Here is a 26,180-nt window from a genome sequence, read left to right on the forward strand (position 1 = left end):
CTACAGGCGCGCTCCCCAGTAGATGACGGCATAGATCGGCAGCCAGCTGCCGACCACGAAGTACCAGTACATGGCGTTCTCGCTGACGTCGACGAAACGCTTGCCCTCGAGCGGCCCCGTGAACATCAGCACGGCCAGCACCGCGGTATCGATGGTGTCGGTGATCAGGTGGGTGGTGTGCAGCGCCAGCAGCATCCAGACGACCGAACCGTAGGCATTGGCATCCCAGCGCGTGTTCAGCGTGCCGAACTCGAACACCCGCACCACGAGGAAGGCCAGCGCAAAGCCAAGGCAGACGAGCAGCCACCAGCGCGCATGCTGCCTGCGTTCGCGCTCGGCGGCGCGCCTGGCCAGCTGGTTCGGCACCAGGCTGGCCAGCAGGATCGCGGTATTGATGCCGCCCCACAGCAGGTCCGGCGCCGGATTGACGGGCCAGGTCGGGGAGTGGCTGCGCAGGTAGAAATACACGACCACGGTGATGGCGAAGACGGTCCCTTCGATCAGCATCAGCCCCATGGTCCCCCACCACATCATGCTGTGCGCGCCGAAGACATAGGTCGGCAGCCGGGCCACATTGATGTCCTGGCTCGGGATGCGGGTGTCGTTCATGGCTTGACCTCGCGTTCCAGGTTCATCTGCGTCGGTTTGCGTTTCGGCCAGAACCAGACGATCAGCGGCGGCGTCGCGAGCACGGCGCCCCAGACCACGGCCCAGGGTGTGAAGATCGAGCCGACGAACAGCACCGTCACCGCCACCGCCGAGACGAAGGGCCAGATGCTCGATTCCGGCAGCACCGCGCGGTGATTCGGCACGGCGTCGAGCACGCTCGTGACCAGCACTTCGCGGCGGTCGTCGGCCAGGCCGCGCACGATGCCGGCCACGCCGCCCGGGCTCCACAGCGGGAAGCGCGAGGCCACCACCGGCGGCTGCGCGAAATTGCCGGGGTCCGGGGGCGAGGCCGTGGCCCACTCGAGCGTGCCGGCCTGCCACGGATCGGCGCCGGCCACTTCGCCGTGGCGGCGGCTGCGCAGCACGTTGATCACGAACAGCAGGATGCCGGCCGCGAGGATGGCCGCGCCGATGCTCGACACCAGGTTCAGCATGTTCCAGCCCATGTCGGCGGGATAGGTGTAGACGCGGCGCGGCATGCCGCGCAGGCCGGCGATGTGCATCGGGAAGAAGGCGACGTTAAAACCCACGAACATCAGCCAGAAGTTCCATTTACCCAGGCGCTCGCTCATCAGACGCCCGGTGAACTTCGGGAACCAGTAATAGAAGGCGCCGAACAGTGGGAACACTGCGCCGCCGATCAGCACGTAGTGCAGGTGGGCGACCACAAAAAAGCTGTCGTGCACCTGCAGGTCGAGCGAGACGGAAGCGAGCATGATGCCGGTCAGGCCGCCGATCAGCAGGATGAAGAAGAACGACAACGCAAACAGCATCGGCGTGCGGAAGTTCAGGCGCCCCGCCCACAAGGTCGCGATCCAGCAGAACATCTGGGCCGCGGTCGGGATCGCAATCATGGCGCTGGCCGCCGTGAAGAAGCTTTTACCGAGTTCCGGCACATTGGTGGCGAACATGTGGTGCACCCACAGGCTGAAGGCGAGGAAGGCGGTGGCGATGATCGCCAGTACCATCACCGGATAGCCGTAGATCGGACGCCGCGCGAAGGTGGCGATGATCGAGGACATGAAGCCGAGCGGCGGAATGAAGATCAAATACACCTCGGGGTGGCCGAAGAACCAGAACAGGTGCTGCCACAGCACGACGTCGCCGCCTTCGGCCGGGTTGTAGAAGTGCGTGCCGACCAGGCGGTCGGTAATCAATGCGGTACTGGCCAGCATCACCGAAGGCATGGCGAACATCACCATGAAGGAGGTCACCAGCATGGTCCACACGAACAGCGGCATGCGGTTCAGGGTCATGCCCGGCGTGCGCAGCTTGAAGATGGTGGTGATCAGGATCACCGCTTCCAGCAGGCCGGAAAGTTCGGTAAAGGTGATCAGCTGGGCCCAGAAGTCCATGCGCTTGCCGGGCGAGTACTCGGGACCGGCGAGCGGCGGATAGGCGAACCAGCCGGCGTCCGGGCCGATATCGAGGATGAAGGCGCCGTAGAGCATCAGGCCGCCGAACAGGAAGATCCAGTAGGCGAAGGCGTTCATGCGCGGGAAGGCGATGCCGCGCGAACCGATCATCAGCGGCACCAGGTAAGTGGCCACCGCCTGCATCACCGGCACCGCGAACAGGAACATCATGGTGGTGCCGTGCATGGTGAACAGCTGGTTGTAGAAGTCCGGGCCAACCAGCGTGTTCTCCGGGCGCGCCAGCTGCAGCCGGATGACCAGCGCCAGCACGCCGCCGGCGGCGAAGAAGCCCATGGTGGTGATCATGAAGCGGATGCTGATGGTCTTGTGGTTGATCGCGGACAGCCAGCCGATGATGCCCGGCGGATCGCTCCAGGCGCGGTCCAGTGCGGGACTCTGAGCGACGGCGCGCTTCATTTGAGCGTCTCCAGGTAAGCCATCAGCGCGTTCAGTTCCGTCGAGGACAGCGGCGTGGCGGGCATGTTCGCGCCTTTCTTGAAGCGTTGCGGATCGAGGATCCAGGCGGCCAGGTATTGCGGCGTGTTGGGCAGCGTGCCGGAGGCGATCATGCTGCGGCTGGCCAGGTGGGTCAGGTCGGGGCCGAGCCGGGCGCCGGCCTCGGTGCCGGCGATCGCATGGCACATGGCGCAGGTGCTGCGCATGAAGACGGCCAGGCCCTGCTTCTGCAAGTCGGTGCTTGGCGCCGGTGCCGGCGTGCGCTGGCGCGCGGCCCAGGCTTCGTACTGTTCGGGCGGATCGGCGACGACAGTAAAAGCCATCAGCGCATGCTCGAAGCCGCAGAACTCGGCGCACTGGCCGCGGTAGACGCCGGGTTTGTCGGCACGGAAGTGCAGCAGCGCCGTGCGGCCCGGGATCAGGTCCTTCTTGCCGTGCAGGCTGGGCGCCCAGAAGCTGTGGATGACGTCGGCGCTGTTCAACTTGAGAATCACCGGCTTGCCGGCCGGGACGTGGATCTCGTTGGCGGTATTGAACATGCGCGCGGGCTCGTCGTCGAGGTAGCGCACGCCCCACCACCACAGGTGGCCCGTGACTTCGATGCGCACCGCGTCCTTCAGCGGCAGGTGCGCCAGGCGCCGCTCGGTGACGAAGTCGGCCACGATCAGCACGAGCAGCAGCACGACCGATACGGCCATGCCGATCACGACCGGGCGGTGCAGCTTCGGTTCGGGCTGGTCGAGCACGGCGATGTCGGGCGCCGTCTGCTCCTTGCTGCGCGGCGCGCGCCAGATGGCGTACAGGAAGGCGGCCAGCACGGCTGCGAACACGAGCGTGCAGACCAGCAGCGTCAGGCGCCACAGGTCGTGGATCGCGAGCGCCTGCACGCCATGCGGTTCGAGCGCGTTCTGCGCCGGCACCGCGGCCAGTGCGCCCGATGCGGCCAACAACAGAAGGGAAGCGAGTGCGCGCACGGTCACCCCTTCGGCGCGGCCGCCGCATCGGACGCGTCCTTCGGTTCTTCCTTCTCGCGCCGGCCTTCCTGCGGCGCCGACTGGAATTCGTCGCTGCGCGAAGGCGCGGCGTCCGTGCGTACCTGTCCGCTCATCGAACGCACATAGGCCACCAGCTGCCAGACTTGATCATTGGTGAGGTGGCCGCCAAAGGCCGGCATGCCGTTCGGCCGGCCTTGCACGATGGTGGCGTAGATGTTTTCGGGCTCGCTGCCATAGTTCCACTTGTCGTCCATCAGGGCCGGGCCCATGCCGCCTCCGCCCTGGCCGTGGCAACCGCTGCAGTTAAATTTGCGGAACAGCGTTTTTCCTTGCGAGAGCGCGTAGGCGTTCTCTTCGTACTGGTTCGAGACGTCTGCAGGCGCCTGCTTCTGTCCCGGCTCGATTTCGCTCAGGCGCACGCTGGACGTGGTCGGCGGCGATGGCGGCGCCGGGTCCGGACGCTCCTCACGGTAGCAGCCCGCCAGGCCCGCCAGCAGCAGCATCGACAACACGGTCGTCTTCATCGCCCCTCCCCTGCCGCATCCGTGCGCGGCACGTGGTAAGCGGCCAGGATGGCGTCGATGTCGCGCTGTCTGCGTTCCAGCACGCCGTCGAGCTCCGCCAGCAGCGCCTTGTTGCCGCGCTTGACGCCCAGCGCCACGGAAAACTCGAAGGGTTCCGGCGTGCCGGCCGGCGGACGCGCGATGCTGACGCTGAGCGGTTTATGGGCGCGCGCCGCGAAGTAGCCGGCCTGCGGACCCCACACCAGGGCGGCGTCGATGCCGCCGCCATCCACTTCATCGACCATGCGCTGCGCCGCCGGGCCGTCGCCGAAAATCGTAAAACCGGTGACGTTGGCGGTGGCCCCGGCGCGCGCCAGCGCGTGGCCGGCCGGCGTGGCCGCCATGTCGTTGCCGATCAGCTGGACGCCGATGCGGCGCTGGCGGATCGCGGGGTCGGCGAAGCCGGGCACGGACTCGCCCGCGCGCGTGACGAACACGTAGCTCGAACGGTAGTAGGGACGCGTGGTGCTGACGCGCTCGAAGTCGGCCGGCACGCCGATCAGGACGTCGCACATGCCGGCCCCCAGCGTGCGCCGCACGAAGCCGCGGTGCTGCGGCCACCAGTCGTAGGCGAGCTTCGCGTGCAGGTCCTGCGCGACCAGTTCGGCGATTTTGTTTTCGAAGCCGGCGCCGTCCGCGTTCGAATACGGCAGGTTGTCCGGGTCGGCGCAGACGCGCAGCAGGCGCTCCTCGGCCTGCGCCGCGCCGGCTAGCGCCAGCAAGGCCACCAACATGCACTTACGGGAGCGCGAAAACATACAGCATCCCTCCCTTGGCCGTGTACTTCGGCAGGTCCCTGGTGAGATTGACCATGCCGTTCGCGCCGGTACCGTCGCGCGGATCGATTTCGCCCGAGACGATGGTGCCCGCCCATCCGCCGATCCCCGCCAGCACCGCGATGTACTGCTTGCCGTCCGGCCCGCGGTAGGACACGGGCTGGCCGATGATGCCGGAGCCGGCCTTGTACTGCCACAGCAGCTTGCCGCTCTTCGCGTCGAGCCCCTTGAACCAGCCGTCCATGGTGCCGTAGAAGACGACGTCGCCCGCGGTGGCCAGCACCCCGCTCCAGACCGGGAAGTTCTCCCTGATGCTCCAGATTTTTTTACGCGCGACCGGGTCCCAGGCCGCGAACTCGCCGCGGTGGCCGCCCGGTCCCGGATACTGCTCGATGCTGGCGCCGACATACGGCGTGCCCGAGATGTAGCTGGTCTCGAAAGTCTGCGCATCCTGGCAGATGTTCTGCATCGGCAGGTACAGCAATTTGGTGCGCGGCGACCAGCTCGACGGCTGCCAGTCCTTGGCGCCCGAGGACGCCGGGCAGATGTCGCGCACCGTCTTGCCCGCGGTCGGGTCCTTCTCCGGGTTGTAGACCAGGCGACCGGTCTGCAGGTCAACGCGGGTGCTGGTCGTGATCGCCGCATAGGGCGTGGCCGAGAGCACCTGGCCGCTGGCGCGATCGAGCACGTACAGGTAGCCGTTGCGGTCCGGGTGCAGGATCACCTTGCGCTGCTTGCCCTGGACAGGAATCTCGACCAGCACGTTCTCGTTGACGCCGTCGTAGTCGTGCAGGTCGTGCGGGCTCCACTGGTAGTACCAGACGGCTTCGCCGGTATCGGGCTTACGGGCGAAGATCCCCGAGGTCCACTTGTTGTCGCCGGGGCGCTGCTCGGGATTCCAGGGCCCCGGATTGCCGGTGCCATAGTACACGAGGTCCGTCTCGGGATCGTAGGTGAGAAAGCCCCAGACGGTGCCGCCGCCGATCTTCCAGCCGTCGCCGGGCCAGCTGCGCGTACCGAGGTCCTTGCCGCGGTCCTGGGCATAGAAGGGTTTGAAGGCGGGGCCGATCAGCACGTCCTTGTCGGGACCGGTGCTCCAGGCGCGCCAGGCGATCTTGCCGGTGGCGGCGTCCAGCGCCGTGAGCCAGCCGCGCACGCCCAACTCTCCGCCGCTGTTCCCGACCAGGACCTTGCCTTTGACGACGATCGGCGCCATGGTCATGGTTTCGCCCTTCTCGATGCTGCCGAGCTTCGTGCGCCACAGCTCCTTGCCCGTCTTCGCATCGAGCGCGATGGTGTTCATGTCGAGCGTGTTGAAGAACACTTTGCCGTCCGCGTAGACCACGCCGCGGTTGACCACGTCGCAGCAGGCCACGCCTTGGCTGCTGGCGGCCGGCTTGGGATCGAACTTCCATTTCTGCGGCGCGCCCGGCTTGGTGAGGTCGAGCGCGTAGACCAGGTTCGGGTAGGGCGTCACGATGAACATCGTGTTGTCCGCCACCACGGGCGCCGCTTCGTGACCGCGCAGGACGCCGGTCGAGAAGGTGAAGGCGAGGCTCAGCTTGGGGAGGTTGGCGGGGGTGATCTCGCTCAGCGGGCTGAAACGCGTGTTGCCGTAATCGCGCGCCGCCATGTGCCATTCGCCTTCGGGCTCGGCGGCCGGGGCAGGCGCCGGCATCAGGTTCATCAGGACAAAAAAGGCTGCGAGAAACGGCTTCATTACCTGCCCTGTCAGTGGTTCGTTGGATGTCTGTACAGGAAATTTTAATGAAGTGTACGAAGGTCTAATGTGCGGTGCTTAACTCTGCTGTAGCGAAACTTGCAGATCAAATACACGTTTTCTATCGGCGCGTGCGAGGCTATTTTGCGGACCGTATCGGCGGGCACTTGCAGCGCGAGTGAGCGATCGTACGCCAGTGGCCGCCTGTGTTTCTCGACCCGCTTTTTTTCTACATGAGAGATCGATAGCGGCCTTTTCAATACCAAAAGTCGAACTAGGATGAACATTGTGGTTAGCGCTCGAGGCCGTCAAAACACTGCGCACTACACGATGAGCGCAAACACAGGGGAGCAGCACACATATCAAGAATCTTGCTGAAGGAACGCTCATGAATCTCTCACTGTTGAACGGCACACCCAACCCGGGCCGCCGGATGCTACTCAAGGGCGGCACCGCTGCCGGCGCACTGACCCTTGCCCACGAAGGTTTGATGCCCCGGCCAAGCAGTGCGCAGACCGCCACGCCGCACCTGGATCCGTTTATCGACCCGCTGCCGATCCCGCCGATCGCGCGGCCGACCGTCCTGTCGCCGCCGCCGGGACGCCTGCCGGTCACGGGTGAAGCGGGACGCGCCGAACATCAGCGCTTCGAAGAGTTTTATCCCGAAGTGCAGTACGAGATCCACGTGAAGGAGACGAAATACCGCTACCACAGCCAGTTGCCGCAGGAGACGGTATGGGCCTACAACGGCTCGATACCCGGACCGACCTTCATCGCCCGTGCCGGGGTGCCGGCCATCGTGCGCTTCCGCAACGAGCTGCCGGAAACCCACGTGGGATACGGCTCGCCCGAGATCAGCATCCATCTACACAGCGGCCACGTCGGCCCGGCCTCGGACGGCTTCGCATCCGACTACTACAGCGCCTACAAGGCGGGGCCGACGCTGAGCCGGCCCGGCGCCTTCCTCGACTACCATTACCCGAACTTCCCGCCCAATAAGGATTTTCGCGAAATCACCGGTACCCTGTGGTACCACGACCATCGCGAAGACTACACGGCGGCCAATGTGTATCGTGGCCTGGCCGGCTTCTACCTGGGCTTCGACGCCCTCGACACGGGAGACGAAACCACCGGCCTGAAATTGCCTGCTGGCGTGGGACGCTACGACATTCCGCTGCTGCTGCAAGATAAACGCTTCGATTCCGGCGGCAACCTGTTCTTCGACCAGCTCAGTCCGGAAGGCTTTTTGGGAAACCATTTTCTGGTCAATGGCAAGGTCCAGCCTTACTTCAAGGTCGAAGGCCGCAAGTACCGCTTCCGCCTGCTGAACGGCAGCATGGCGCGCTACTTCGAGATGTATCTGGCCGATGCAGGCGACCGCGATCAGCCCTTCACCTTCATCGGCAGCGACGGCAACCTGCTCGAGCGTCCCTTGACGCTGAAGAAAATACTGCTGGGGATGGCCGAGCGGGCCGACATCATCATCGACTTCTCGCGCTTCGCTCCCGGCACCAGGCTGTATCTGGTGAACCGGATGCGCCAGGACGATCCGCGCAAGCCCGAGCTGCAGCAGCTGCGTCCGGGCATCCGCATGCTGCGTTTCGAAGTCGGCGACAAGACCGAGGACAGGAGCGTCATCCCCGCCTTCCTGCGCCCGCTCTCGCCCGCACCCTTCAACGGCTCGACCAGGAAACGCTCGTGGACGTTCGAACGCACGAATGGACAATGGGCGATCAACGGCAAGTTCTTCGACCACGACCGGATCGACGCCAGGCCCCAGCAGGACGTGGCCGAGATCTGGCGGATGGAGACGAAAGGCGGCTGGGCGCATCCGGTCCACGTTCACCTCGACGATTTCCGCATCCTGTCCTACAACGGCAAGCCGCCGCCGCCCGAGTGGGCCGGCCGCAAGGACACGATCTCGCTGCTGCCCGGCGTGACTGCGGAGATCCTGGTCGAGTTCCGCGACTTCAACGGCAGGTACATGATGCACTGCCATCATCACATGCACGAAGACCACGCGATGATGATCCGCTTCGACATCCAGCCTACAAAACCATGATGCCGGGAGCCGACATGAACGCCAAACGCATGCTGTTGAAAACGACGATGGCCGGCGCCCTGCTGCCCATCGCCGCCGGGGCGCAGGCGCGCCCGACGCGCAACGGACCGGCCGCCAGCGCCTTCCCGAACGCGGCGCTCCAGACCCACCAGGGCAAGACGATCCATTTCTACGATGACGCGGTACGCGGAAACAGGGTCGTCGTGTTCAACATGATGTACACCGGCTGCATGAACATCTGCCCGCCGAATACGGCCAACCTGATGCAGGTGCAGCGCTTGCTAGGCGAACGGATGGGGCGCGACGTGTTCTTCTACTCGCTGACGCTGCAGCCCGAGATCGACCGGCCGCCGGCCCTGCAGGCCTATGCCAGGCGCTACGGCCTCGCGCCCGGCTGGACCCTGCTGACCGGGGAGCGCCGCGACATCGACGCCATCCGCCGCAAGCTGGGATTCTTCGATCCCGATCCCGCGGTCGATGCGGATCTCGCCCAGCACACGGGAATGGTCCGCATCGGTAACGAGGCGCTCGACCGCTGGTCGATGATGCCCTCGCTGCTGTCGCCGGCCAAGCTGGCCAGGTCGATCGCCGAGCTTGCCGGGTAAGGGCAATCCGCGCACGTGATCCCGGCGTGCGTCTTACCGTTCGCGCACCAGATTGAACTCGACGGCGCGCCGGTTGTAGTCGGCCACGGCCTGCCTGACGTAGCGGGTCAGCGCGTCGCCCGTCAGTGCGAACGGATACAGGCCCGCATCACGGCGCATCTGTGCAAAGGCGGGCTGCGCCTCGATGCCGTCGAAGGCGGCGACCCAGCGCCGGTAGTCGGCCTCGGGCACGTCCTTGCCCATGTAGACGCCGCGGATCACCGGCCACACCGCGTCAAAACCCTGCTCGCGCGCGGTGGGAACATTGGCCAGCGCACCCGGCAGGCGGTGTTCGGACAGCACGGCCAGCACCCGCACCTTGCCCGAGCCGGCGTTCAGCAGGGCTTCGGAGGTGTCGCCCGAAATGGCCTGCACGTGACCCGCGTCCATCGCGACGAATTGCTCGCCGCCGCCTTCCAGCGCGACGAAGCGCATCTTGCGCGGATCGACGCCGGCCTGGCGCACCAGCAGCGCCATCTTCATCCAGTCCTGGCTGCCGATAGTGCCCGACATGCCGATCAGGACGCGCTTCGGATCGCGCCCGATCGCCTCGAGCAGTTCGCGCAGCGTGCGGTAAGGAGAATTGGCGGGCACCGCAACCATGCCGTAGTCGGTGGCGAAGGCCGCGACCCAGCGCACGTCGTCGACGCTGGCCTTGCCGAATTTGCCGCGCGCGAGGTTCAGCACCGAGCCGCCGGAGAAGGCGACCAGGGTATCGGCTTCGGCGCGGCGCTGCGACACCAGCGTATGCCAGGCCACGGCGCCGACGCCGCCGGGCAGGTAGCGCAGCTTCAGGTCGGTGGCGGGAACGGCGCCCTGCCGCGCCGGGCCCGGCAGGTCGTGCAGGGCGTGCTGCGCCAGCTTGCAGGTCAGGTCCATGGCACCGCCGGGCTTGGAGGGCACCAGGCACTGCGCGGGGGACGGGCTGGCAGCGGCGGCGGGCAGGCAGGCCAGCGCCAGCATCGGCATCAGGAAGGAACGAAGAAAAGGTCGCGGGATGTTCACGCCGCCATCATAGCCCCTGCCCCGCTTCGGCGCACGGCGCACCCGAAGCGTGCGTTTGAGGGCCGGCTGAAAGCTGATTGAAAGGCGGGCGCGCATATAGTTCACGCTGATAAGAGCAATACACAACCGTGATAACGCTGTGTTTTGTGCGCCAGCCTCTCCTCGCAAGGGGAAGGCGCCGTCCCTGAGGAGAAGACAATGTTAACCGCCCTGGCCTATTCCATGATCGTCGTGTTCATGTTCCTGATCATGACCAAGCGCCTGCCGGCCCTGGTCGCGCTGATCGTCGTCCCGATCGCCTTCGGGCTGATCGGCGGCTTCGGCGCGGAACTCGGACCGATGATGCTCACCGGGATCAAGAACCTGGCGCCGACCGGCGTCATGCTGATGTTTGCCATCCTGTACTTCGGCGTCATGATCGACGCCGGCCTGTTCGATCCCGTCGTGCGCAAGATCCTGGCGATCGTCAAAGGCGACCCGATGAAGATCGTGGTCGGCACGGCGGCGCTGGCGATGTGCATCTCGCTCGACGGCGACGGCGCCACCACCTACATGATCACCGTCGCGGCCATGCTGCCGCTGTACCAGCGCCTCGGCATGAGCCGCCTGGTGCTGGCCTGCGTGATCATGCTGGCGGGCGGCGTCTTCAACATCCTGCCCTGGGGCGGCCCGACGGCACGCGCCGCCAGTGCGCTGGGCGTCGATGTGGGCGAGATCTTCGTGCCGATGATCCTGCCGATGGCCGTCACCGCGGGCTGGGTCCTGTTCGTCGCCTACGTGCTGGGCAAGCGCGAACGCAAGCGCCTCGGCGTGCTGGAGCTCGATGCTCCGCAGGCTGCGAACGACAGCGTCCTCAATCCAGCGCTGGTCGAGGTACCGGCGGCCGGCCAGAAGGACGGCACCACCGGCCAGTGGATCCCGCAGGCCGGCGCCGCGGGCGCACCTGTCGCCGGCATGGCCGCAACGGGCGGTTTCGTCGAGCGCCGCGCATCGGCCCCGGCGCCACATGTGGCGGGCAGCGTTTCCACGGGCGGCGTTGACGCCGGCGTCAACGTATCGAAGCCGGCCACCGCACGTCCAAAGCTGATCTGGGTGAACTTCGCGCTGACCGCCCTGCTCATGGGCCTGCTGATCAAGGGCGCCCTGCCCCTGCCGGCGCTGTTCATGATCTTCTTCGCGGTCGCCATCATGGTCAACTATCCGAAGCTGGAAGACCAGAAGGAACGCATCGCCGAGCATGCGGCCAACGTGGTGCCGGTGGTCTCGCTGATCTTCGCCGCCGGTATTTTCGTCGGCATCCTGCAGGGGACGAAGATGGTCGACGCGATCGCCACCAGCGTGATCGCGGCAGTCCCGGCCTGGATGGGCCCTTACATGGCGATCGTCACCGGCGTGCTGAGCATCCCGTTCACCTTCTTCATCTCGAACGATGCGTTTTACTTCGGCGTGGTGCCGATCCTGGCCAAGGCGGCCGCCGTGTACGGCATCAGCGCCGCCGAAATCGGCCGCGCCTCGATCATCGGCCAGCCGGTGCACCTGCTCAGCCCATTGGTGGCGTCGACCTATCTGCTGGTCGGCATGTCGAAGATCGAATTCGGCGATCACCAGCGCTATACGCTGATCTGGTCGATCTCGGCCTCGATCGTCATGCTGGTCGCGGCGCTCGTGTTCGGCGTGATTCCTTTCGTGGGCGGTTGACGATTATCGTGTAGGGTGGGCATGCCCACGCGTAAACGTCGCACCATGTTGGCTTCGTTCGAAGAAAGACCCCGCCAACACGATGCCGGCGTCACGCGTGGGCATGCCCACCCTACAACCCCGTGCGGCTTTGCCGCCACTGGCGCCGCGGTCTGGTTCTGCACCCGCGCGCCTTAGGCCGAGGCTGCGCGCGCCTTCTTCTGCTCTTCCTGGTACTCGTGGTAGCGCTCGATCCGCAGTGCACGGCGCAGCACTTTCGATTGCGGATCGAGCGTATAGTCCGCGCCCTCGGCTGCACCGGCCGGCAGCTCGACGCTGCCGTGCCCGTCCTGCATCGGCACGGTCACGATGCGGCTGCCGACGCGCACTTCGACCGGCATCGGGAAAGGCGTGTTCTTTTCCGTCTTCCAGGCCAGCTGCAGGGTATTGCCGCTGCGGGTCGCCTGCAGTTCCGGCAGCGCCGTCTGGTACAGATAGGCCTGGAAGAACCAGTCCAGGTCGCGGCCGCTGGCGCGCTTGACGATGGCGATGTACTCCGGCGTGGTGCCGTAGCGCGGCGCCATCGAGCCCGGACGCGGCGTGTCGGTGCCGTAGACGATCTCGCGCACCGAACGGAAGAAGGCCTCGTCGCCGACCAGGCCGCGCAGCGTATGCAGGATCAGCGCGCCCTTGTTGTAGATGTCCTGGCCCGGACCGCCGCGCTTGGTGTCGTAGACGTCTTCTTCGGTCTTCGGCTTGCCCGACACGACCGGCGCCTTGTTCTCGATGCGCGCGCGCAGCGCCATCAGCGAGGCATAGTATTCCTGGTTCCCGTGCAGGTGCTGCACGTACAGCGGCTGCATGTAGGTGCCGAAGCCCTCGTGCAGCCACATGTCGTCCCAGTTGGCGTTGGTGAGCTGGTTGCCGAACCACTCGTGCGCGAATTCGTGCTGCAGCAGCTCGTCGTAGCCGTAGGCCGTCTTGGCGTACTTGTTGCCGTAGGCGTTGACGGTCTGGTGCTCCATGCCTTTATGAGGCGTCTCGACCACGCCCATCTTTTCGTCGCCGAAGGGGTAAGGGCCGATCACGCTCTCGAAGAAGTCCAGCATCTGCGGGAATTCCGCGAACAGCTCCTTCGCGCCCTTCTCGCTCTGCGGCAGGTACCACAGCTGCAGCGGGATCGTGTTGCCGTAGCGGCTGCGGTAGCTGCCCGTCAGTTCCTTGTACGGACCGACGTTGACCGAGATGCCGTAGGTGCTCGGGTTTTTCGTGCGCCAGTGATAGGTGCGCCAGCCGTCGCGCTCCTCCATCCCCATCGCGATGCCATTGCCCGCGACGACCAGCGGCGCCGGCACGCTGATGTGTTCATCGACGGTCTTCGCCTTGCCGGTCGGGTGATCGATGCAGGGCCAGAACAGGTCGCAGCCTTCACCCTGCACGGCGCTGGCCACCCAGGGCTGGCCATCGGGCGTTTGCGACCAGACGAAGCCGCCATCCCAGGGCGCCTTCTTCGCCACGTGCGGGCGGCCCTGGTAGCGCACCCGCACCGCGGCCTGCTTGCCCGGCTCGAGGACGCGCGGCAGATCGATCGTCAGCTTGCCCTCGGGGTTACGCCAGCCGGCGGCGGACAGCGTCTGGCCATCGACCTCGATCGCGTCGATGGCGAAATTGCGGTCCAGGTCCAGCTCGATGCGCTGCAGCGGCGCGCGGGTGCTGAAGGTCAGCAGCACGTCGCCGCGGATGCGCTTGGCGGCCGGTTCGATCCGCAGTGTGAGGTCGGCCTTTTCGAATTCGAGCGCCTGCTGTTCGGCGCTGCGCTCGGCGCCGCTGCCTTCGGTATAGGGCGTCAGCGCGGGCTGGCTGGCGCAGGCCGCCAGCAGGAGGGGAAGACTGGCGATGGCGATTCTTTTCATGGTGTGCGCGGCCGGTATGCTGTTAAATGATCTCGAGAAATTTATCACAGGGACAACATTTGCGCAGTATTGACGGACTGCGAAAAAAATCCGTTATATGGGAATTTGTTTTCCTATATACTGGATTACATGGACATCAACCAACTCATCGCCAGTCGCCTGCGCGAATTACGGGAAGCCCAGGGCTTGACCCTGGCAGCCCTGGCCGAACGGAGCAGCGTCAGCCGCTCCAACATCTCCTCGATCGAACGCGGCGAAAGCAGTGCCACCGCCACCGTGCTGGACCGGCTCAGCGCTGCCCTCGGCGTCACGCTGGCTTCGCTGTTCGACAAGCCGGCGGACGCGCCATCGCCCGTTTCGCGGGCCGGCTCCCAGCCGGTGTGGACCGACCCGGCATCCGGCTACGTGCGCCGCAACCTGTCGCCGCTTACGTATTCGCCGATCCAGATGGTCGAGGTGAGCTTTCCCGCTGGCCAGCGCATCGCTTATGAAACGGCGGCGCGCAACACCGACGTCTACCAGCAGCTCTGGATGATCGACGGCCAGCTCGAGCTGACGCTGGGCGACACGCCCTGGCAGCTCGGCCCCGGCGACTGCCTCGCCATGAAGCTGGACCAGCCGGTCAGCTTCCACAATCCTGGCGACAAGCCGGCGCGCTATATCGTCGCGCTCGTCACCCAGCCCCACAAGGCCTCGCGCTAGGAATCCAGCCCATGAATAACGCGTTCACCACTGCTGTTCCCTACCTCCACACGGAACGGCTCCTGCTGCGCGAATATCGGCGCGAGGACTTCGACGCATTCGTAGCGCACCTCGCCGACCCCGTCAGCGCGGCCCACCTGGGCCCGGCCGACCGCCAGGCCGCATGGCGTATCTTCTGCTCGCAAGCAGGACTATGGCTCGTACACGGCGCTGGCTGGTGGGCGGTCCAGGAAAAGGCGACCGGCCGGCTCGTCGGGACTGTGGGCGCGTTCTTCCGCGAGGAATCCACCGTGATGGAACTTGGCTGGAATACCTACCGTGCCTTCTGGGGCCGGGGATTCGCGAACGAAGCGGCGGCGGCGGCCGTGCACCATGCGTTCGAGACCCGGCGCGAACCGAAAATCCGGGCCCTCATCGCTTCAGCCAATGAATCGTCGCTGCGCGTTGCCGGGCGCCTCGGCCTGAGGTATGAAGCGGAAACCGAGGTGGCCGGCAAAGCGGTCGGCATGTATACACGCGAGCGGGGAGGCTGAGTTGTCAAGGCCTGCGAGACTGCACGGGAAACCGCTCAAGGACCGTTCGACCCGCGATTCGGAAAACCTGCGCGGCATGTACGCGATGCTGATCGCAGTGGGCATGTTTTCGGTGATGGATACGACCATGAAGCTGCTGGCTGCCCATTATCCGGCGATACAGGTCGCGGCGCTGCGTTCGCTGCTGCCGCTGCCGCTGGTATTCGCCTGGGTCGCCTGGCGCGGCGCGCTGCGGTCCGTCCTGCGGGTCAACTGGCCACTCCACCTGCTGCGCGCAGTGCTGGGCATCGCCATGCTTTCGCTATTTGCCTTCGGCCTCAAGGACCTGTCGCTGGCCGCAGCGTATGCCATTTTGTTCGTCGGGCCGATCCTGATTACCGCGCTGTCTGTCGTCATGCTCAAGGAGCAGGTCAGCCCGCAGCGATGGATTGCTGTGGCGATCGGCATGGCCGGCGTGCTGGTGGTGCTGCGCCCGGGCGGCAGCGGATTCATTACCATCGGCGGTATCGCCATTCTCGCCACGGCGGTCTGTTATGCGATATCGGCCATTACCGCCCGCATGCTGGCCCGTAGCGACCGCACCGAACACATGATGTTCTGGCTGATGATCCTGATGGCCATCGGCGCCACAGCCCTGGCTACCCCCGGCTGGGTCGCTGTCGATCCGGAGCACGCACTGCTTTTGGGTGGGCTGGCCGTCAGCGGCTTTCTTGGCCAGATGGCGCTGAACGAAGCCTTCGCCCGTGGCGAGGCCTCGAGCGTCGCACCCTTCCAATACTCTGCGCTCGCCTGGGGCGTGGCGATTGACTGGGTCCTGTGGCAAACCCTTCCCGACCACTACACGCTGCTTGGCGCGGCCATCATCATCGGCAGCGGCTTGTACCTCCTGCGCCAGGAGAAGGTGCACGCCGAGGCTGAACCCTCCCGGTTTCACTGACAAGTGTACTTCGGCGCCCGTCGCGGTACACTGGCGCTCGCATCCCGAGCGCAACGCAAGCACACATGACAGGACCGACCTTGAACGACTTCATCGGCATCTACGACAACGCCCTCACCCCTGAGCAATGCGACGCCATCGTCGCCCGTTTCGAGGCCAGCGACAAGGTCGTGCGCGGCCGCACCGGCAACGGCGTCGACACCAGCAAAAAGGACAGCTGGGATCTGACCATCGGCCCGCACAAGGAATGGCACGACGTCGGCAACCTCATGATGTCGGCCGTGGCGCAGCACCTGGCGTCCTATATCGACCAGTACCGGGCGCTGGTGCTGGGCGCGCTGGCGCCGATGGTCGCGCATCCGCAAACGGGCGAGCCGGTGGCGCTGTCGCTGGATAACTTCGACGAATGCGGGCGGCCGCACTTGCCGGCGCTGCTGCAGTCGATGTACCGCTGCGGGGCGATCAACCTGCAGAAGTATCTACAAGGGACGGGCGGCTATCACCACTGGCATTCGGAGGTGTATCCGCAGAATGCGTCGTGCGAGACGCTGCATCGGGTGCTGCTGTTCCAGTTCTACCTGAACGATGTGGAGGAAGGCGGCGAGACCGAGTTCCTGTACCAGGGCCGCAAGGTGGAGGCGCGCAAGGGACGATTGATCATCGCGCCGGCGGGGTTCACGCATACGCACAAGGGGCACGTGCCGGTCAGTGGCGACAAGCTCATCGCCACCTCGTGGATTTTGTTCCGGCGCGCCGAAGACCTGTTCGGACAGGCGCGCGTTTAGATTAACGGGCGCCGGTTTTCGGCGGCGGCACCGGATTGATCTCCTGCGACCACACGACCGCCGCGATCTTCCAGCCGGCCTCGGTGCGCACCATCTGCCAGCTTTCCTTGCCACAGTTCTGCTTGTAGTCGCCGTACATGAACGCATAGTCGAACCAGACCTGGGCGACGTCGCCGTCGCTGTCGATGCGCACGTTGGCGAAGGTCTCTTCGATGCGGCCGGGATGCTTGGCGATGAAGTCGATGAACTCGCGTGGATTGCTGCTGAAGACCTTGTGCGGCGGCGGCATCTCCGGATTCGGGCGGCTGGCGTAGAGCACCTGGATGCTGGCGTCGGGGAGCACGCCGCTCCAGGTGATGTTCTCGTTGGTGAACAGCTTCAGGAAGCCTTCCTTGTCCTTGTCGATGATCGCCTTGCGGAAGGTCTCGATCACGCCTTCGATCTGCTGTTTGCCAGCGGGGTTTTCGGCGCAGGCCCATTGTGGGACGGCGAACAGGATGCCCAGCGACAGGCAGGCGGCGGCGAAGCGTTTCATCGTGTCTCCTCTGGTGGAAACGGATGAGTATAGAAGAGCGAGGGCCGAAAAGGTTCACCGAATGTAACGGGTCGCGTAATGGTAGGCACGGGGCGCCCACCCTACACCTGTGCCAACGCCCGCGGCTTCGGTTTCATGGTGGGCACGGGGCGCCCACCCTACGCCTGTGCTAACGCCCGCAGCTTCGGTTTCATGGTGGGCTCGGGGCGCCCACCCTACGCCTGTGCCAACGCCCGCGGCTTCGGTTTCGTAGGGTGGGCACCCCGTGCCCACGCCGTGGCGGTCCCAAGTCACCACGAAAAAAAGCGGCGCATTTGCGCCGCTTTCCGTTTGAACCTGAGGATCAGGAGTTATTCACCACCAGCCGCGTCCCACCCGCCGCACCGAAGCGCGCGCGGATCGAGGCCGCGATGCCCTTCGCATCCAACCCCACGGACGCCAGCAGCGCCGCCGGATCGCCCTGGTCGATGAATTTGTCCGGCAGGCCCAGGATCAGCAGCGGCTTGACGATGCCGGCGGCAGCCATCGCCTCGGCCACGGCGGAACCCGCGCCGCCCATGGTCGCGCCCTCTTCCACCGTCACCAGCACGTCGTGCTCGGCAGCCAGCTGCTTGACCAGCTCGACGTCGAGCGGCTTCACGAAGCGCATGTTGGCGACCGTCGCGTTCAACTCATTGGCTGCACCGAGGCTCGGCGCCACCATCGACCCGAAGGCCAGGATCGCGATCTTCTCGCCCTTCTTCTTGATCTCGCCCTTGCCGATCTCGATCGATGTCAGTTCCTGCTGGATGGCCGCGCCGACGCCGGCGCCGCGCGGATAGCGCACCGCGGCCGGACCTGGATAGTGGTAAGCCGTGGTCAGCATCTGCCGGCACTCGTTCTCGTCCGACGGCGCCATCACGACCATGTTCGGGATGCAGCGCAGGTAAGGCAGGTCGTAGTTGCCGGCGTGGGTCGCACCGTCGGCGCCGACCAGGCCCGCGCGGTCCAGCGCGAAGGTCACGTCCAGGTTCTGCAGGGCCACGTCGTGGATCAGCTGGTCGTAGGCGCGCTGCAAGAAGGTCGAATAGATCGCAACGACCGGCTTCAGGCCTTCGGTGGCGAGACCCGCGCCGAAGGTCACCGAATGCTGCTCGGCGATGCCTACGTCGAAATAGCGCTCCGGGTATTGCGCGTGGAAGCGCACCATGCCCGAACCCTCGCGCATCGCCGGCGTGATGCCGACCAGGCGCGCATCGGCTGCCGCCATGTCGCACAGCCAGTTGCCGAAGACTTCGGTGTAGGTGATTTTAGAGGGCGCGGTGGCCGGCTTGATGCCCTCGGTCGGATTGAATTTACCGGTGCCGTGGTACAGGATCGGCTCGGCCTCGGCCAGCTTGTAGCCCTGGCCCTTTTTCGTCACCACGTGCAGGAACTGCGGACCCTTGAGCTTCTTGATGTTTTCCAGGGTCGGAATCAAGGAGTCCAGGTCGTGGCCGTCGATCGGGCCGATGTAGTTGAAACCGAATTCCTCGAACATCGTGGCCGGGACCACCATGCCCTTCGCGTGTTCTTCCAGCTTGCGCGCCAGGCCCAGCACGGGAGCGGGCAGCACGGTCTTGCCGACGCTCTTGGCGGCGGCGTAGAACTGGCCGGACATCAGGCGCGCCAAGTAGCGGTTCAGCGCGCCCACCGGCGGCGAGATCGACATGTCGTTGTCGTTCAGGACCACCAGCAGGTTGCAGTCTTCTTCGACGCCGGCATTGTTCAGGGCTTCGAAGGCCATACCGGCCGTCATCGAGCCGTCGCCGATCACGGCGATCGCGTGGCGATGCTCGCCCTTGATCTTCGAGGCCGCGGCCATGCCGAGCGCCGCCGAGATCGAGGTCGACGAGTGCGCGGTGCCGAAGGTGTCGTATTCGCTTTCGTCGCGCTTCGGGAAGCCCGACAGGCCGTGCAATTGGCGCAGCGTGTGCATGCGGTCGCGGCGGCCGGTCAGGATCTTGTGCGAATAGGTCTGGTGGCCCACGTCCCAGACGATGCGGTCGTGCGGCGTCTCGAACACGTAGTGCAGCGCGATCGTCAGTTCGACCGTGCCCAGGTTCGAGGACAGGTGGCCGCCGGTTTTCGAGACCGAGTCGAGCAGGTACTGGCGCAGCTCGTTGGCGAGCGGCGTCAGTTGGGTGCGCGGGAGCTGGCGCAGGTCCGACGGGTCGTTGATGGTTTCTAGCAGTTTCATTTAGGCCTTCCGCTGCACGATCAGGTCCGCGAGTTCGCGCAGCCGCAGTGCTTGTTCTCCAAATGGCGCAAGCGCATGGTGTGCGTCGCGCCGCAATTGCTCCGCCAATGCCTTCGATTCGTCGAGACCGAGGATCGACACATAGGTCGGCTTGTTGTCGGCCGCATCCTTGCCGGCGGTCTTGCCGAGCGTGGCCGAATCGGCCGTGGCGTCGAGGATGTCGTCCACGACCTGGAAGGCCAGGCCGACCGCCTTCGAATACGCGCCCAGCGCTTCGAGTTCGGCATTGTTCAAATCCTTGCCGCACAGGGCGCCCAGCAGCACCGAGGCGCGCAGCAGCGCACCGGTCTTCAACTGGTGCATGCGCTCGAGCTGTTCGCGCGTCAGCGAGAGGCCGACGCTGTCCAAGTCGATCGCCTGGCCGCCGCACATGCCGCTCGATCCCGCCGCTTGCGCGAGCAGGCGCAGCATGCCGACCAGACGCGCTGGCGGCAGCGTGTCGCTCGAGGCCAGCACCTCGAAGGCCTGGGCCTGCAGCGCGTCGCCGACCAGCAGCGCGGTCGCTTCGTCGTAGGCGACGTGCACCGTCGGCTTGCCGCGGCGCAGTTCGTCGTCGTCCATGCAGGGCATGTCGTCGTGCACCAGCGAATAGGCGTGGATCATCTCCAGCGCGCAGGCGGCGCGGGCCAGCGCCTGCGGGTCCGCGTCGAACAGCGCGCCGCTGGCGTACACCAGCAGCGGACGCACGCGCTTGCCGCCGCCGAGCACCGTGTAGCGCATCGCCTCGTGCAGCTTGGTCGGGACCAGGTGGGCGGCCGGCAGGAAGTCGGACAGGGCATCCTCGACCTGCGCCTGCACGCCCGCCATCCACTGGGTGAAGTCGAGTTCCATCATTGCTCGCCGGCGCCGTCGGCGCTGAAGGGTTTGAGCATGTCGCCCTCAAGTACCTTGACCTGGGCTTCGACCTTTTCCAGCTGGGCCGCGCAATACTTGACCAGCTCGGAGCCGCGCGCATAGGCGGCGACCGAGGCTTCCAGCGGCAACTGGCCGCCTTCCATCTGGCTGACGAGCTGGGCCAGCTCGGCCATTGCTTCTTCGAAGGAGGCTGGGGCCGTCGTCGCTCCCGCGTTTGAATTGATTGCCATAATGTCTTCTTGTTGGGCCGGCGATCCCGCCATGCGCTTCGGGTGCGCCGCGCGGGAGTTGAATCGCGTATTTTAAAACAATACACACCCTTGGGGTGGCCTCGCGCGAATGCCGAGCTGCGTTCTAGAACAGTTCGTCGGGAGTGCAACTGCCCTCATATCATGAAAACCATGCCATTTCGGCACCATCTGTGCCATTGCGCACCACAATCCCGCGACGGACCTCATCTGTAGAAGACGGCTGGGCTCGTTACCAGCTATAATCTCCGGTTCTGTCCGAAATACCGTATTTCCTCAGCATAAATACTGGTCTTTGGATTCTTTCTCTTCTTTGGCGGTGATTTTATAAGGGGGGTTGGGATGTCCGATCTGGCTACCCACGCCAAGCTGGCGCGCTCCTGCGCTCAGCTTCCGGTAAATGTATATTTTGACAATGATCTGCTGCAGCGCGAGATCCAGCAGCTGTTCCAGAAGGGACCGCGCTACGTCGGCCACGAATTGATGGTGCCGGAGCTCGGCGATTTCGCGACCCTGCCTGCCGAAAACGAAGGCCGCATGCTGGTGCGCAACGCCAACGGCATCGAGGTGCTGTCCAACGTCTGCCGCCATCGCCAGGCGCTGATGTTCAATGGCCGCGGCAACGCCAATACCATCGTCTGCCCGCTGCACCGCTGGACCTACGACCTGAAGGGCGAGCTGATCGGCGCGCCGCACTTCAAGGAAACGCCCTGCCTGAACCTGTCGAAGTCCACGCTGCAAAGCTGGAACGGCCTGCTGTTCGAGCAGAACGGCTACGACGTGATGGACAAGCTCAAGCAGATGTCGGTCTCGAAGGACCTCGACTTCTCGGGCTACCTGTTCGACCACGTCGAGATCCACGACGTCGACTACAACTGGAAGACTTTTATTGAAGTCTACCTGGAGGACTACCACGTCGAGCCCTTCCACCCAGGCCTGGGCAACTTCGTCTCCTGCGAAGACCTGAAATGGGAATTCGGCCGCGACTTCAGCGTGCAGACCGTGGGCGTGAACCGCGGCCTGCAGAAGGCCGGTTCGCCGACCTACAAGAAGTGGCAGGAACAGGTCCTGAAGTTCAACGGCGGCAAGGAGCCGAAGCAAGGCGCGATCTGGCTGACCCTGTACCCGAACATCATGGTCGAGTGGTATCCGAACGTGCTGGTGGTGTCGACCTTGTGGCCGCTCAGCCCCACGAGAACGCGCAACGTGGTCGAGTTCTACTATCCGGAAGAGATCGCCCTGTTCGAGCGCGAGCTAGTCGAAGCCGAACGCGCGGCCTACATGGAAACTTGCGTCGAGGACGACGAGATCGCCCAGCGCATGGATGCGGGCCGCAAGATCCTGGTGGAGCGCGGCGTCAACGAAGTCGGGCCCTACCAGTCGCCGATGGAAGACGGGATGCAGCACTTCCACGAGTGGTACCGCAGCAAGATCGACCTGTAATACCCGCAGGCCGGCGCACGCGATCGTGCGCCGGCCCTCTCCCCTGCCCGTTCCGGCCCCACGCCAAGCACGGCCGCGCCGTCTGCTGTATCGTCTACCTGATATCGTTTTTCCAGGACCGTAATGCCTTCTCTTTGGATGCTGTTCGCCAGCTTCGCCTTTGCCGCCATGGGCGCCGGCGTCAAGCTCGCTTCCGAGTTCTACACCACCTCCGAACTGCTGTTCTACCGCGGCCTGATCGGCTCCGTCATCCTGTTCGCCATCGTGCGCCACCAGGGCCACAGCTTCCGCACGCCCTTCCCGAAAGAGCACCTGTTTCGCAGCGCGGTCGGCGTGACTTCGCTCTGGCTGTGGTTCTTCGCGATCTCGAAACTGCCGCTGGCCACCGCCATGACCCTGAACTACATGGCGCCGATCTGGATCGCGGCCGGCTTGTTCCTGGCCGGCTGGTGGTCGAAGACCAATACCGTCGAGTGGCCGCTGATCGTCGCGGTGGGTGCCAGCTTCTTCGGCGTGACCCTGGTGCTGCAGCCGGCGATCGCATCGCACCAGTGGCTGGGCGGCCTGGCCGGCGTGTGCTCGTCGGTGATCTCGGCGATGGCCTATATGCAGGTCCGTAAGCTCGGCCAGATGGGCGAGCCGGAATACCGCGTGGTCTTTTACTTCTCGCTGACGACCATGTTCGCCGGCCTGGCCGGCGTGCTGGCCGGCGACGGCGCAAAGACCGGCCTGCCCTTCCACGGCCATACGATGGGCGGCGCCGTGCTGCTGCTGGGGATCGGCGCGGCCGCCCTGATGGCGCAGATGGCGATGACGCGCGCCTACCGCGTCGGCAAGGTGCTGGTGGTGGCCAACCTGCAGTACACCGGCATCGTGTTCTCCAGCTTGTGGGGCCTGGCCCTGTGGGGCGACCGCTTCGACTGGCACGTCTGGCTCGGCATCGGCGTGATCCTCGCCTCCGGCGTCGCCGCGACGTTCTACAATACGAAGAGCACGCCGAAAGGCGCCGCCATCAAGAAGACCGATCCGATCGCCAGCGAACTGTGAGGAGCACCATGTACACGACCCTGATTTCCGCGGCCGACCTGGCTGCCCATATCGCCGATCCGGACTGGGTCGTCGTCGACTGCCGCCACGACCTCATGAACCTCGCTTTTGGACGCGAGGCCTATAACGCCGGCCACCTGCCGGGCGCCGTGTTCGCGGACATGGAAACCGAGCTGTCGGGAGCGAAGCGTGGCGAAGACGGCGTGTTCCGCGGCCGCCATCCGCTGCCTTCCAAGGACGCGCTGGTCGAGACCCTGCGGCGCTGGGGCATCAGCGACGACACGCAGGTCGTCGCCTATGACGCCCACGGCGGCATGTATGCGGCGCGATTATGGTGGCTGCTGCGCTGGATCGGGCACGAAGCCTCCGCTGTGCTCGACGGCGGTTTGCCGGCCTGGCAGGCGCTGGGCCAGCCCGTCGTGACCGAGGTGCCTGTAAAACCGCCTGGTGCGATCAGCCTGAGTGCGCCCTTCGTGCCGACCGTGACGGTGGCCGAGGTGCTGGAGAATATCGAGAGCGCGCAGCGCACCGTGGTCGACGCGCGCGCGGCCGACCGCTTCCGCGGCGAGAACGAGACCATCGATCCGGTGGGCGGCCACATCCCCGGCGCACGCAACCGCTTTTTCAAGGACAACCTGCACAACGACGGCCGCTTCAAGGCGCCGGAGCAGCTGCGCGAGGAGTTTGCTTCCGTGATCGATGACCCTGCAAACGCCATCATGCAGTGCGGTTCGGGCGTGACGGCTTGCCACAACCTGCTGGCGCTGGAAGTGGCGGGCATGCCGGGCGCGGCCCTGTATCCGGGCTCGTGGAGCGAGTGGAGCAGCGATCCGGCGCGGCCGGTGGCCAAAGGCGCCTGAGGCGAAAGAGGAACCATGGAACGCAATACCAAGCAGCGCACCGCCATCCAGCAGTGCATCGCCGACGCCGGCCGCCCGCTCTCCCCGCAGGAAATCCTGGAACACGCGCAAGGCGTGGTGCCGGGCATCGGCATGGCCACCATCTACCGCAACATCAAGGCCATGCTGGAGGCGGGCGACATCACGACCGTCTCGCTGCCGGGCGGCGGCGACCGCTACGAAGTGTCCGGCCACGGGCATCACCACCACTTCCATTGCCGCAGCTGCGATCGGGTGTATGAGGTGCATGCGTGTCCGGGCGATATGCAGAAGCTGACGCCTGAGGGGTTCGTGCTCGAATCGCACGAGTTGACCTTGTATGGGGTGTGCAGTCACTGTCGCTGAAGGCATGGGCCAGAAGCGGCCGCCGGGTGGGCACTTTGTCCAATGTGCGATCAGCGCTGTTATTGTTCTTGATTGCGAGTCTGTAGCGATGCAACTTCGATGTCCCCATTGCCAAGCGCGACTTGGCCTCTTTGCCGACTCCGGTCATCAAAAACGTGTGAGAAACGGCGCCTGTCCACACTGTGGCCAAAAAGTGTCTATCGGCGCGAGTGGCAAAGTGTTGGCGCTCGTTGCACCAATGATCGCTCTGTTGACCTGGCTTGCCTGGGGCTTGCTGCCGCCTGCGATGCTGGGGCTCGGTGCAGGTGCGCTCATCTGGGCGACGGCTGTTCGGCTCGACAAGGCGCCCTGAGGCTAGCCACCCGACATGGTGGCAAGTCTGCGGCGCGTCGGCCGCGATCGAAAACGTGTGGAAAGCAACAATGAGAAGCATTTTACGTATCTGTTCAAGACCAGGGCTGGTCGCTGCGTTGGCGCTGTCCCTTGCGGCCTGTTCGACACCAAAAGTTCAGCCAACGAAAGCTGGTGGGCGCTATTACCTCAACGACGGTCCACCAAAAGGCATAACGCAGGCGCAGATCGATGCAGTCCAGGAGCCGGTACCCAAGGCAGAGCGGTTCGTTTCCGGTGCGCTCAAGCCTTACGTTGCCATGGGAAAAAGCTACCGGCCGATGAACAAGTTGACGCCCTACCAGGCGCGTGGCGTGGCAAGCTGGTACGGAACCCGTTACCACGGATTGCCGACGGCAAGTGGTGAACTCTACGACGTGATGAAGCTCACGGCTGCGCATCCGATCCTTCCCATCCCCTCTTATGTCAGGGTTACCAACGTCGAGAACGGTCGAACGCTCGTCGTTCGCGTGAACGACCGCGGCCCGTTCCTCTCCGACAGGATCATCGATCTATCGTACGCGGCCGCAGCCAAGCTCGGCTATGCGGCGAAAGGCAGGGCCTTGGTTGAGATCGAAGTAATCCTGCCATGAAGGCCCTGGTGCCTTTTGAGACTCGCCCCGCCTGGGTGAATTGAAAAACAATGATTCACGTTTTGCTTGGACTGTGAGCGGCCTGGTTATCGCTGGAACATCAATGAACCCAGAGCGGGTGGCTAACGTTTTCTGACGGACTCGGTGGTCAGGGCAGCGAAGTCTGTTGGGGTCGTAAGCAGACTCTACAATAGGTCTGCTATCGGCTATGGCCGGTTTCGACCCATTGCGGACCTACGAAGGCAGGTATTCCCGTGGCAGCTTCTCCATGACGATTACATCTTCCAATCAAGCCAAACGAAACCTACGAACGCAATGAATGCAAATGCCAGCGAAGGCGCTAGCGTAGATGCAGCGGCAGTACGAAGCAACCTTGCAAGTCGAGGTGAAGAATCTGTAACAGTCATTGCATACGTCAGAGCGCAGAGTGCGATAGGAACCCAAACAAAAAGCGCATGACCCAGCAGGTTAGACAGCACATTCACGCTTGATGAAAGCAACACAAGCGTGCAGCAGAAGTACAAACCTGCAAGAAGCAGAGTAAGCACAAACGCACCGACAGGGCGGAACTGTGGTCTACGCAGGGTCATGTTTGAAATCCCAGTGAATGCAAACGTCCGCTTCTGGCCTATTGCGTTGAAAAACTCTTAGGCAAAAGCAGTCCTTGATGAAGTAACTGTACAGGAAAGATGCGT

The 26,180-nt window shown here is 64.8% G+C and carries 24 protein-coding genes; 12 read left to right on the forward strand and 12 right to left on the reverse strand.

Annotated elements, in window-relative coordinates; genetic code table 11:
- The 6 genes from ACFPQ5_RS02460 to ACFPQ5_RS02485 are packed head-to-tail and all read right to left on the reverse strand — an operon-like array spanning window position 1 to window position 6,594.
- The gene (locus tag ACFPQ5_RS02460; RefSeq protein ID WP_379751557.1) at window positions 1–609 is read right to left on the reverse strand and encodes a cytochrome c oxidase subunit 3; all 609 of its coding nucleotides are present in this window, start codon (window positions 607–609) and stop codon (window positions 1–3) included.
- Entirely contained in the window at window positions 606–2,501 is a 1,896-nt protein-coding gene (gene ctaD / locus ACFPQ5_RS02465; RefSeq protein ID WP_379751559.1) for a cytochrome c oxidase subunit I, read from the reverse strand. The genes ACFPQ5_RS02460 and ctaD overlap by 4 nt, the downstream gene beginning before the upstream one ends.
- Window positions 2,498–3,514, reverse strand: a complete 1,017-nt coding sequence (coxB, locus tag ACFPQ5_RS02470) for a cytochrome c oxidase subunit II (protein WP_379751561.1) — start codon at window positions 3,512–3,514, stop codon at window positions 2,498–2,500. Before coxB ends, ctaD begins: the two co-directional genes overlap by 4 nt.
- Window positions 3,515–3,516: 2 nt before the next feature.
- Complete coding sequence (locus ACFPQ5_RS02475; protein ID WP_379751563.1) at window positions 3,517–4,059, reverse strand: c-type cytochrome; 543 nt, start codon at window positions 4,057–4,059, stop codon at window positions 3,517–3,519.
- Window positions 4,056–4,856 carry a substrate-binding domain-containing protein gene (locus ACFPQ5_RS02480; protein WP_379751565.1) on the reverse strand — a complete coding sequence of 267 codons (801 nt, stop codon included), beginning with the start codon at window positions 4,854–4,856 and terminating at the stop codon, window positions 4,056–4,058. The genes ACFPQ5_RS02475 and ACFPQ5_RS02480 overlap by 4 nt, the downstream gene beginning before the upstream one ends.
- Complete coding sequence (locus ACFPQ5_RS02485) at window positions 4,837–6,594, reverse strand: methanol/ethanol family PQQ-dependent dehydrogenase (RefSeq protein ID WP_379751567.1); 1,758 nt, start codon at window positions 6,592–6,594, stop codon at window positions 4,837–4,839. The genes ACFPQ5_RS02480 and ACFPQ5_RS02485 overlap by 20 nt, the downstream gene beginning before the upstream one ends.
- A 388-nt stretch (window positions 6,595–6,982) precedes the next feature.
- Here ACFPQ5_RS02485 and ACFPQ5_RS02490 point away from each other — a divergent pair, with 388 nt between their 5' ends.
- Both ACFPQ5_RS02490 and ACFPQ5_RS02495 read left to right on the forward strand, forming a co-directional pair.
- On the forward strand, window positions 6,983–8,656 hold the full coding sequence (locus tag ACFPQ5_RS02490) for a multicopper oxidase family protein (RefSeq protein WP_379751569.1): 1,674 nt from the start codon (window positions 6,983–6,985) through the stop codon (window positions 8,654–8,656).
- Between the two features lie 14 nt (window positions 8,657–8,670).
- Window positions 8,671–9,261 (forward strand): SCO family protein, encoded by a 591-nt coding sequence (locus ACFPQ5_RS02495; protein WP_379751571.1) that lies wholly within the window; start codon window positions 8,671–8,673, stop codon window positions 9,259–9,261.
- 33 nt (window positions 9,262–9,294) lie between these two features.
- Here the strand turns inward: ACFPQ5_RS02495 and ACFPQ5_RS02500 are convergent, their stop codons facing one another.
- On the reverse strand, window positions 9,295–10,269 hold the full coding sequence (locus tag ACFPQ5_RS02500) for a tripartite tricarboxylate transporter substrate binding protein (RefSeq protein ID WP_379751638.1): 975 nt from the start codon (window positions 10,267–10,269) through the stop codon (window positions 9,295–9,297).
- 234 nt (window positions 10,270–10,503) lie between these two features.
- Between ACFPQ5_RS02500 and ACFPQ5_RS02505 the strand changes: the two genes are divergently transcribed.
- A complete protein-coding gene (locus tag ACFPQ5_RS02505; RefSeq protein ID WP_379751573.1) occupies window positions 10,504–12,003 on the forward strand; it encodes a CitMHS family transporter in 1,500 nt (499 codons plus the stop codon).
- A gap of 173 nt (window positions 12,004–12,176) precedes the next feature.
- Here ACFPQ5_RS02505 and ACFPQ5_RS02510 read toward each other — a convergent pair whose 3' ends face one another.
- The gene (locus tag ACFPQ5_RS02510; RefSeq protein WP_379751575.1) at window positions 12,177–13,895 is read right to left on the reverse strand and encodes a M1 family metallopeptidase; all 1,719 of its coding nucleotides are present in this window, start codon (window positions 13,893–13,895) and stop codon (window positions 12,177–12,179) included.
- Window positions 13,896–14,024: 129 nt separating this feature from the next.
- Here ACFPQ5_RS02510 and ACFPQ5_RS02515 point away from each other — a divergent pair, with 129 nt between their 5' ends.
- The 4 genes from ACFPQ5_RS02515 to ACFPQ5_RS02530 all read left to right on the forward strand — a co-directional run bounded on the left by ACFPQ5_RS02515 (window position 14,025) and on the right by ACFPQ5_RS02530 (window position 16,852).
- Window positions 14,025–14,597, forward strand: coding sequence for a helix-turn-helix domain-containing protein (locus ACFPQ5_RS02515; RefSeq protein ID WP_379751577.1), 573 nt, complete (start codon window positions 14,025–14,027; stop codon window positions 14,595–14,597).
- A gap of 11 nt (window positions 14,598–14,608) precedes the next feature.
- Window positions 14,609–15,130 (forward strand): GNAT family N-acetyltransferase, encoded by a 522-nt coding sequence (locus ACFPQ5_RS02520; RefSeq protein WP_379751579.1) that lies wholly within the window; start codon window positions 14,609–14,611, stop codon window positions 15,128–15,130.
- Between the two features lie 76 nt (window positions 15,131–15,206).
- The gene (locus tag ACFPQ5_RS02525) at window positions 15,207–16,067 is read left to right on the forward strand and encodes a DMT family transporter (protein WP_379751581.1); all 861 of its coding nucleotides are present in this window, start codon (window positions 15,207–15,209) and stop codon (window positions 16,065–16,067) included.
- 80 nt (window positions 16,068–16,147) lie between these two features.
- Window positions 16,148–16,852 carry a 2OG-Fe(II) oxygenase gene (locus tag ACFPQ5_RS02530; RefSeq protein ID WP_379751583.1) on the forward strand — a complete coding sequence of 235 codons (705 nt, stop codon included), beginning with the start codon at window positions 16,148–16,150 and terminating at the stop codon, window positions 16,850–16,852.
- A gap of 1 nt (window position 16,853) precedes the next feature.
- Here ACFPQ5_RS02530 and ACFPQ5_RS02535 read toward each other — a convergent pair whose 3' ends face one another.
- The 4 genes from ACFPQ5_RS02535 to ACFPQ5_RS02550 form a co-directional block, all read right to left on the reverse strand.
- Entirely contained in the window at window positions 16,854–17,387 is a 534-nt protein-coding gene (locus ACFPQ5_RS02535; RefSeq protein WP_379751585.1) for a nuclear transport factor 2 family protein, read from the reverse strand.
- Between the two features lie 343 nt (window positions 17,388–17,730).
- Window positions 17,731–19,605 (reverse strand): 1-deoxy-D-xylulose-5-phosphate synthase, encoded by a 1,875-nt coding sequence (gene dxs / locus ACFPQ5_RS02540; protein WP_379751587.1) that lies wholly within the window; start codon window positions 19,603–19,605, stop codon window positions 17,731–17,733.
- Window positions 19,606–20,499 (reverse strand): polyprenyl synthetase family protein, encoded by an 894-nt coding sequence (locus ACFPQ5_RS02545; RefSeq protein ID WP_379751589.1) that lies wholly within the window; start codon window positions 20,497–20,499, stop codon window positions 19,606–19,608.
- Entirely contained in the window at window positions 20,496–20,750 is a 255-nt protein-coding gene (locus ACFPQ5_RS02550; RefSeq protein WP_379751591.1) for an exodeoxyribonuclease VII small subunit, read from the reverse strand. The genes ACFPQ5_RS02545 and ACFPQ5_RS02550 overlap by 4 nt, the downstream gene beginning before the upstream one ends.
- Window positions 20,751–21,110: 360 nt before the next feature.
- On the opposite strand from ACFPQ5_RS02550, the gene ACFPQ5_RS02555 reads away from it, so the two are divergent.
- From ACFPQ5_RS02555 to ACFPQ5_RS02575, 5 genes are all read left to right on the forward strand, one after another.
- Window positions 21,111–22,211: an aromatic ring-hydroxylating oxygenase subunit alpha gene (locus tag ACFPQ5_RS02555; protein ID WP_379751593.1), complete on the forward strand. Its 1,101-nt coding sequence runs from the start codon at window positions 21,111–21,113 to the stop codon at window positions 22,209–22,211.
- A 123-nt stretch (window positions 22,212–22,334) separates the two neighbouring features.
- Window positions 22,335–23,258, forward strand: coding sequence for a DMT family transporter (locus ACFPQ5_RS02560; protein ID WP_379751595.1), 924 nt, complete (start codon window positions 22,335–22,337; stop codon window positions 23,256–23,258).
- Window positions 23,259–23,266: 8 nt separating this feature from the next.
- Window positions 23,267–24,118 carry a sulfurtransferase gene (locus tag ACFPQ5_RS02565; RefSeq protein ID WP_379751597.1) on the forward strand — a complete coding sequence of 284 codons (852 nt, stop codon included), beginning with the start codon at window positions 23,267–23,269 and terminating at the stop codon, window positions 24,116–24,118.
- Between the two features lie 15 nt (window positions 24,119–24,133).
- Entirely contained in the window at window positions 24,134–24,502 is a 369-nt protein-coding gene (locus ACFPQ5_RS02570) for a Fur family transcriptional regulator (RefSeq protein ID WP_379751600.1), read from the forward strand.
- A 422-nt stretch (window positions 24,503–24,924) separates the two neighbouring features.
- Complete coding sequence (locus tag ACFPQ5_RS02575) at window positions 24,925–25,485, forward strand: septal ring lytic transglycosylase RlpA family protein (protein WP_379751602.1); 561 nt, start codon at window positions 24,925–24,927, stop codon at window positions 25,483–25,485.
- The last annotated feature ends 695 nt before the right edge of the window (window positions 25,486–26,180 follow it).

Origin of the sequence: Massilia suwonensis (genome assembly GCF_042655665.1) — a bacterium.
GTDB classification, from domain to species: Bacteria; Pseudomonadota; Gammaproteobacteria; order Burkholderiales; family Burkholderiaceae_D; genus Telluria; species Telluria suwonensis.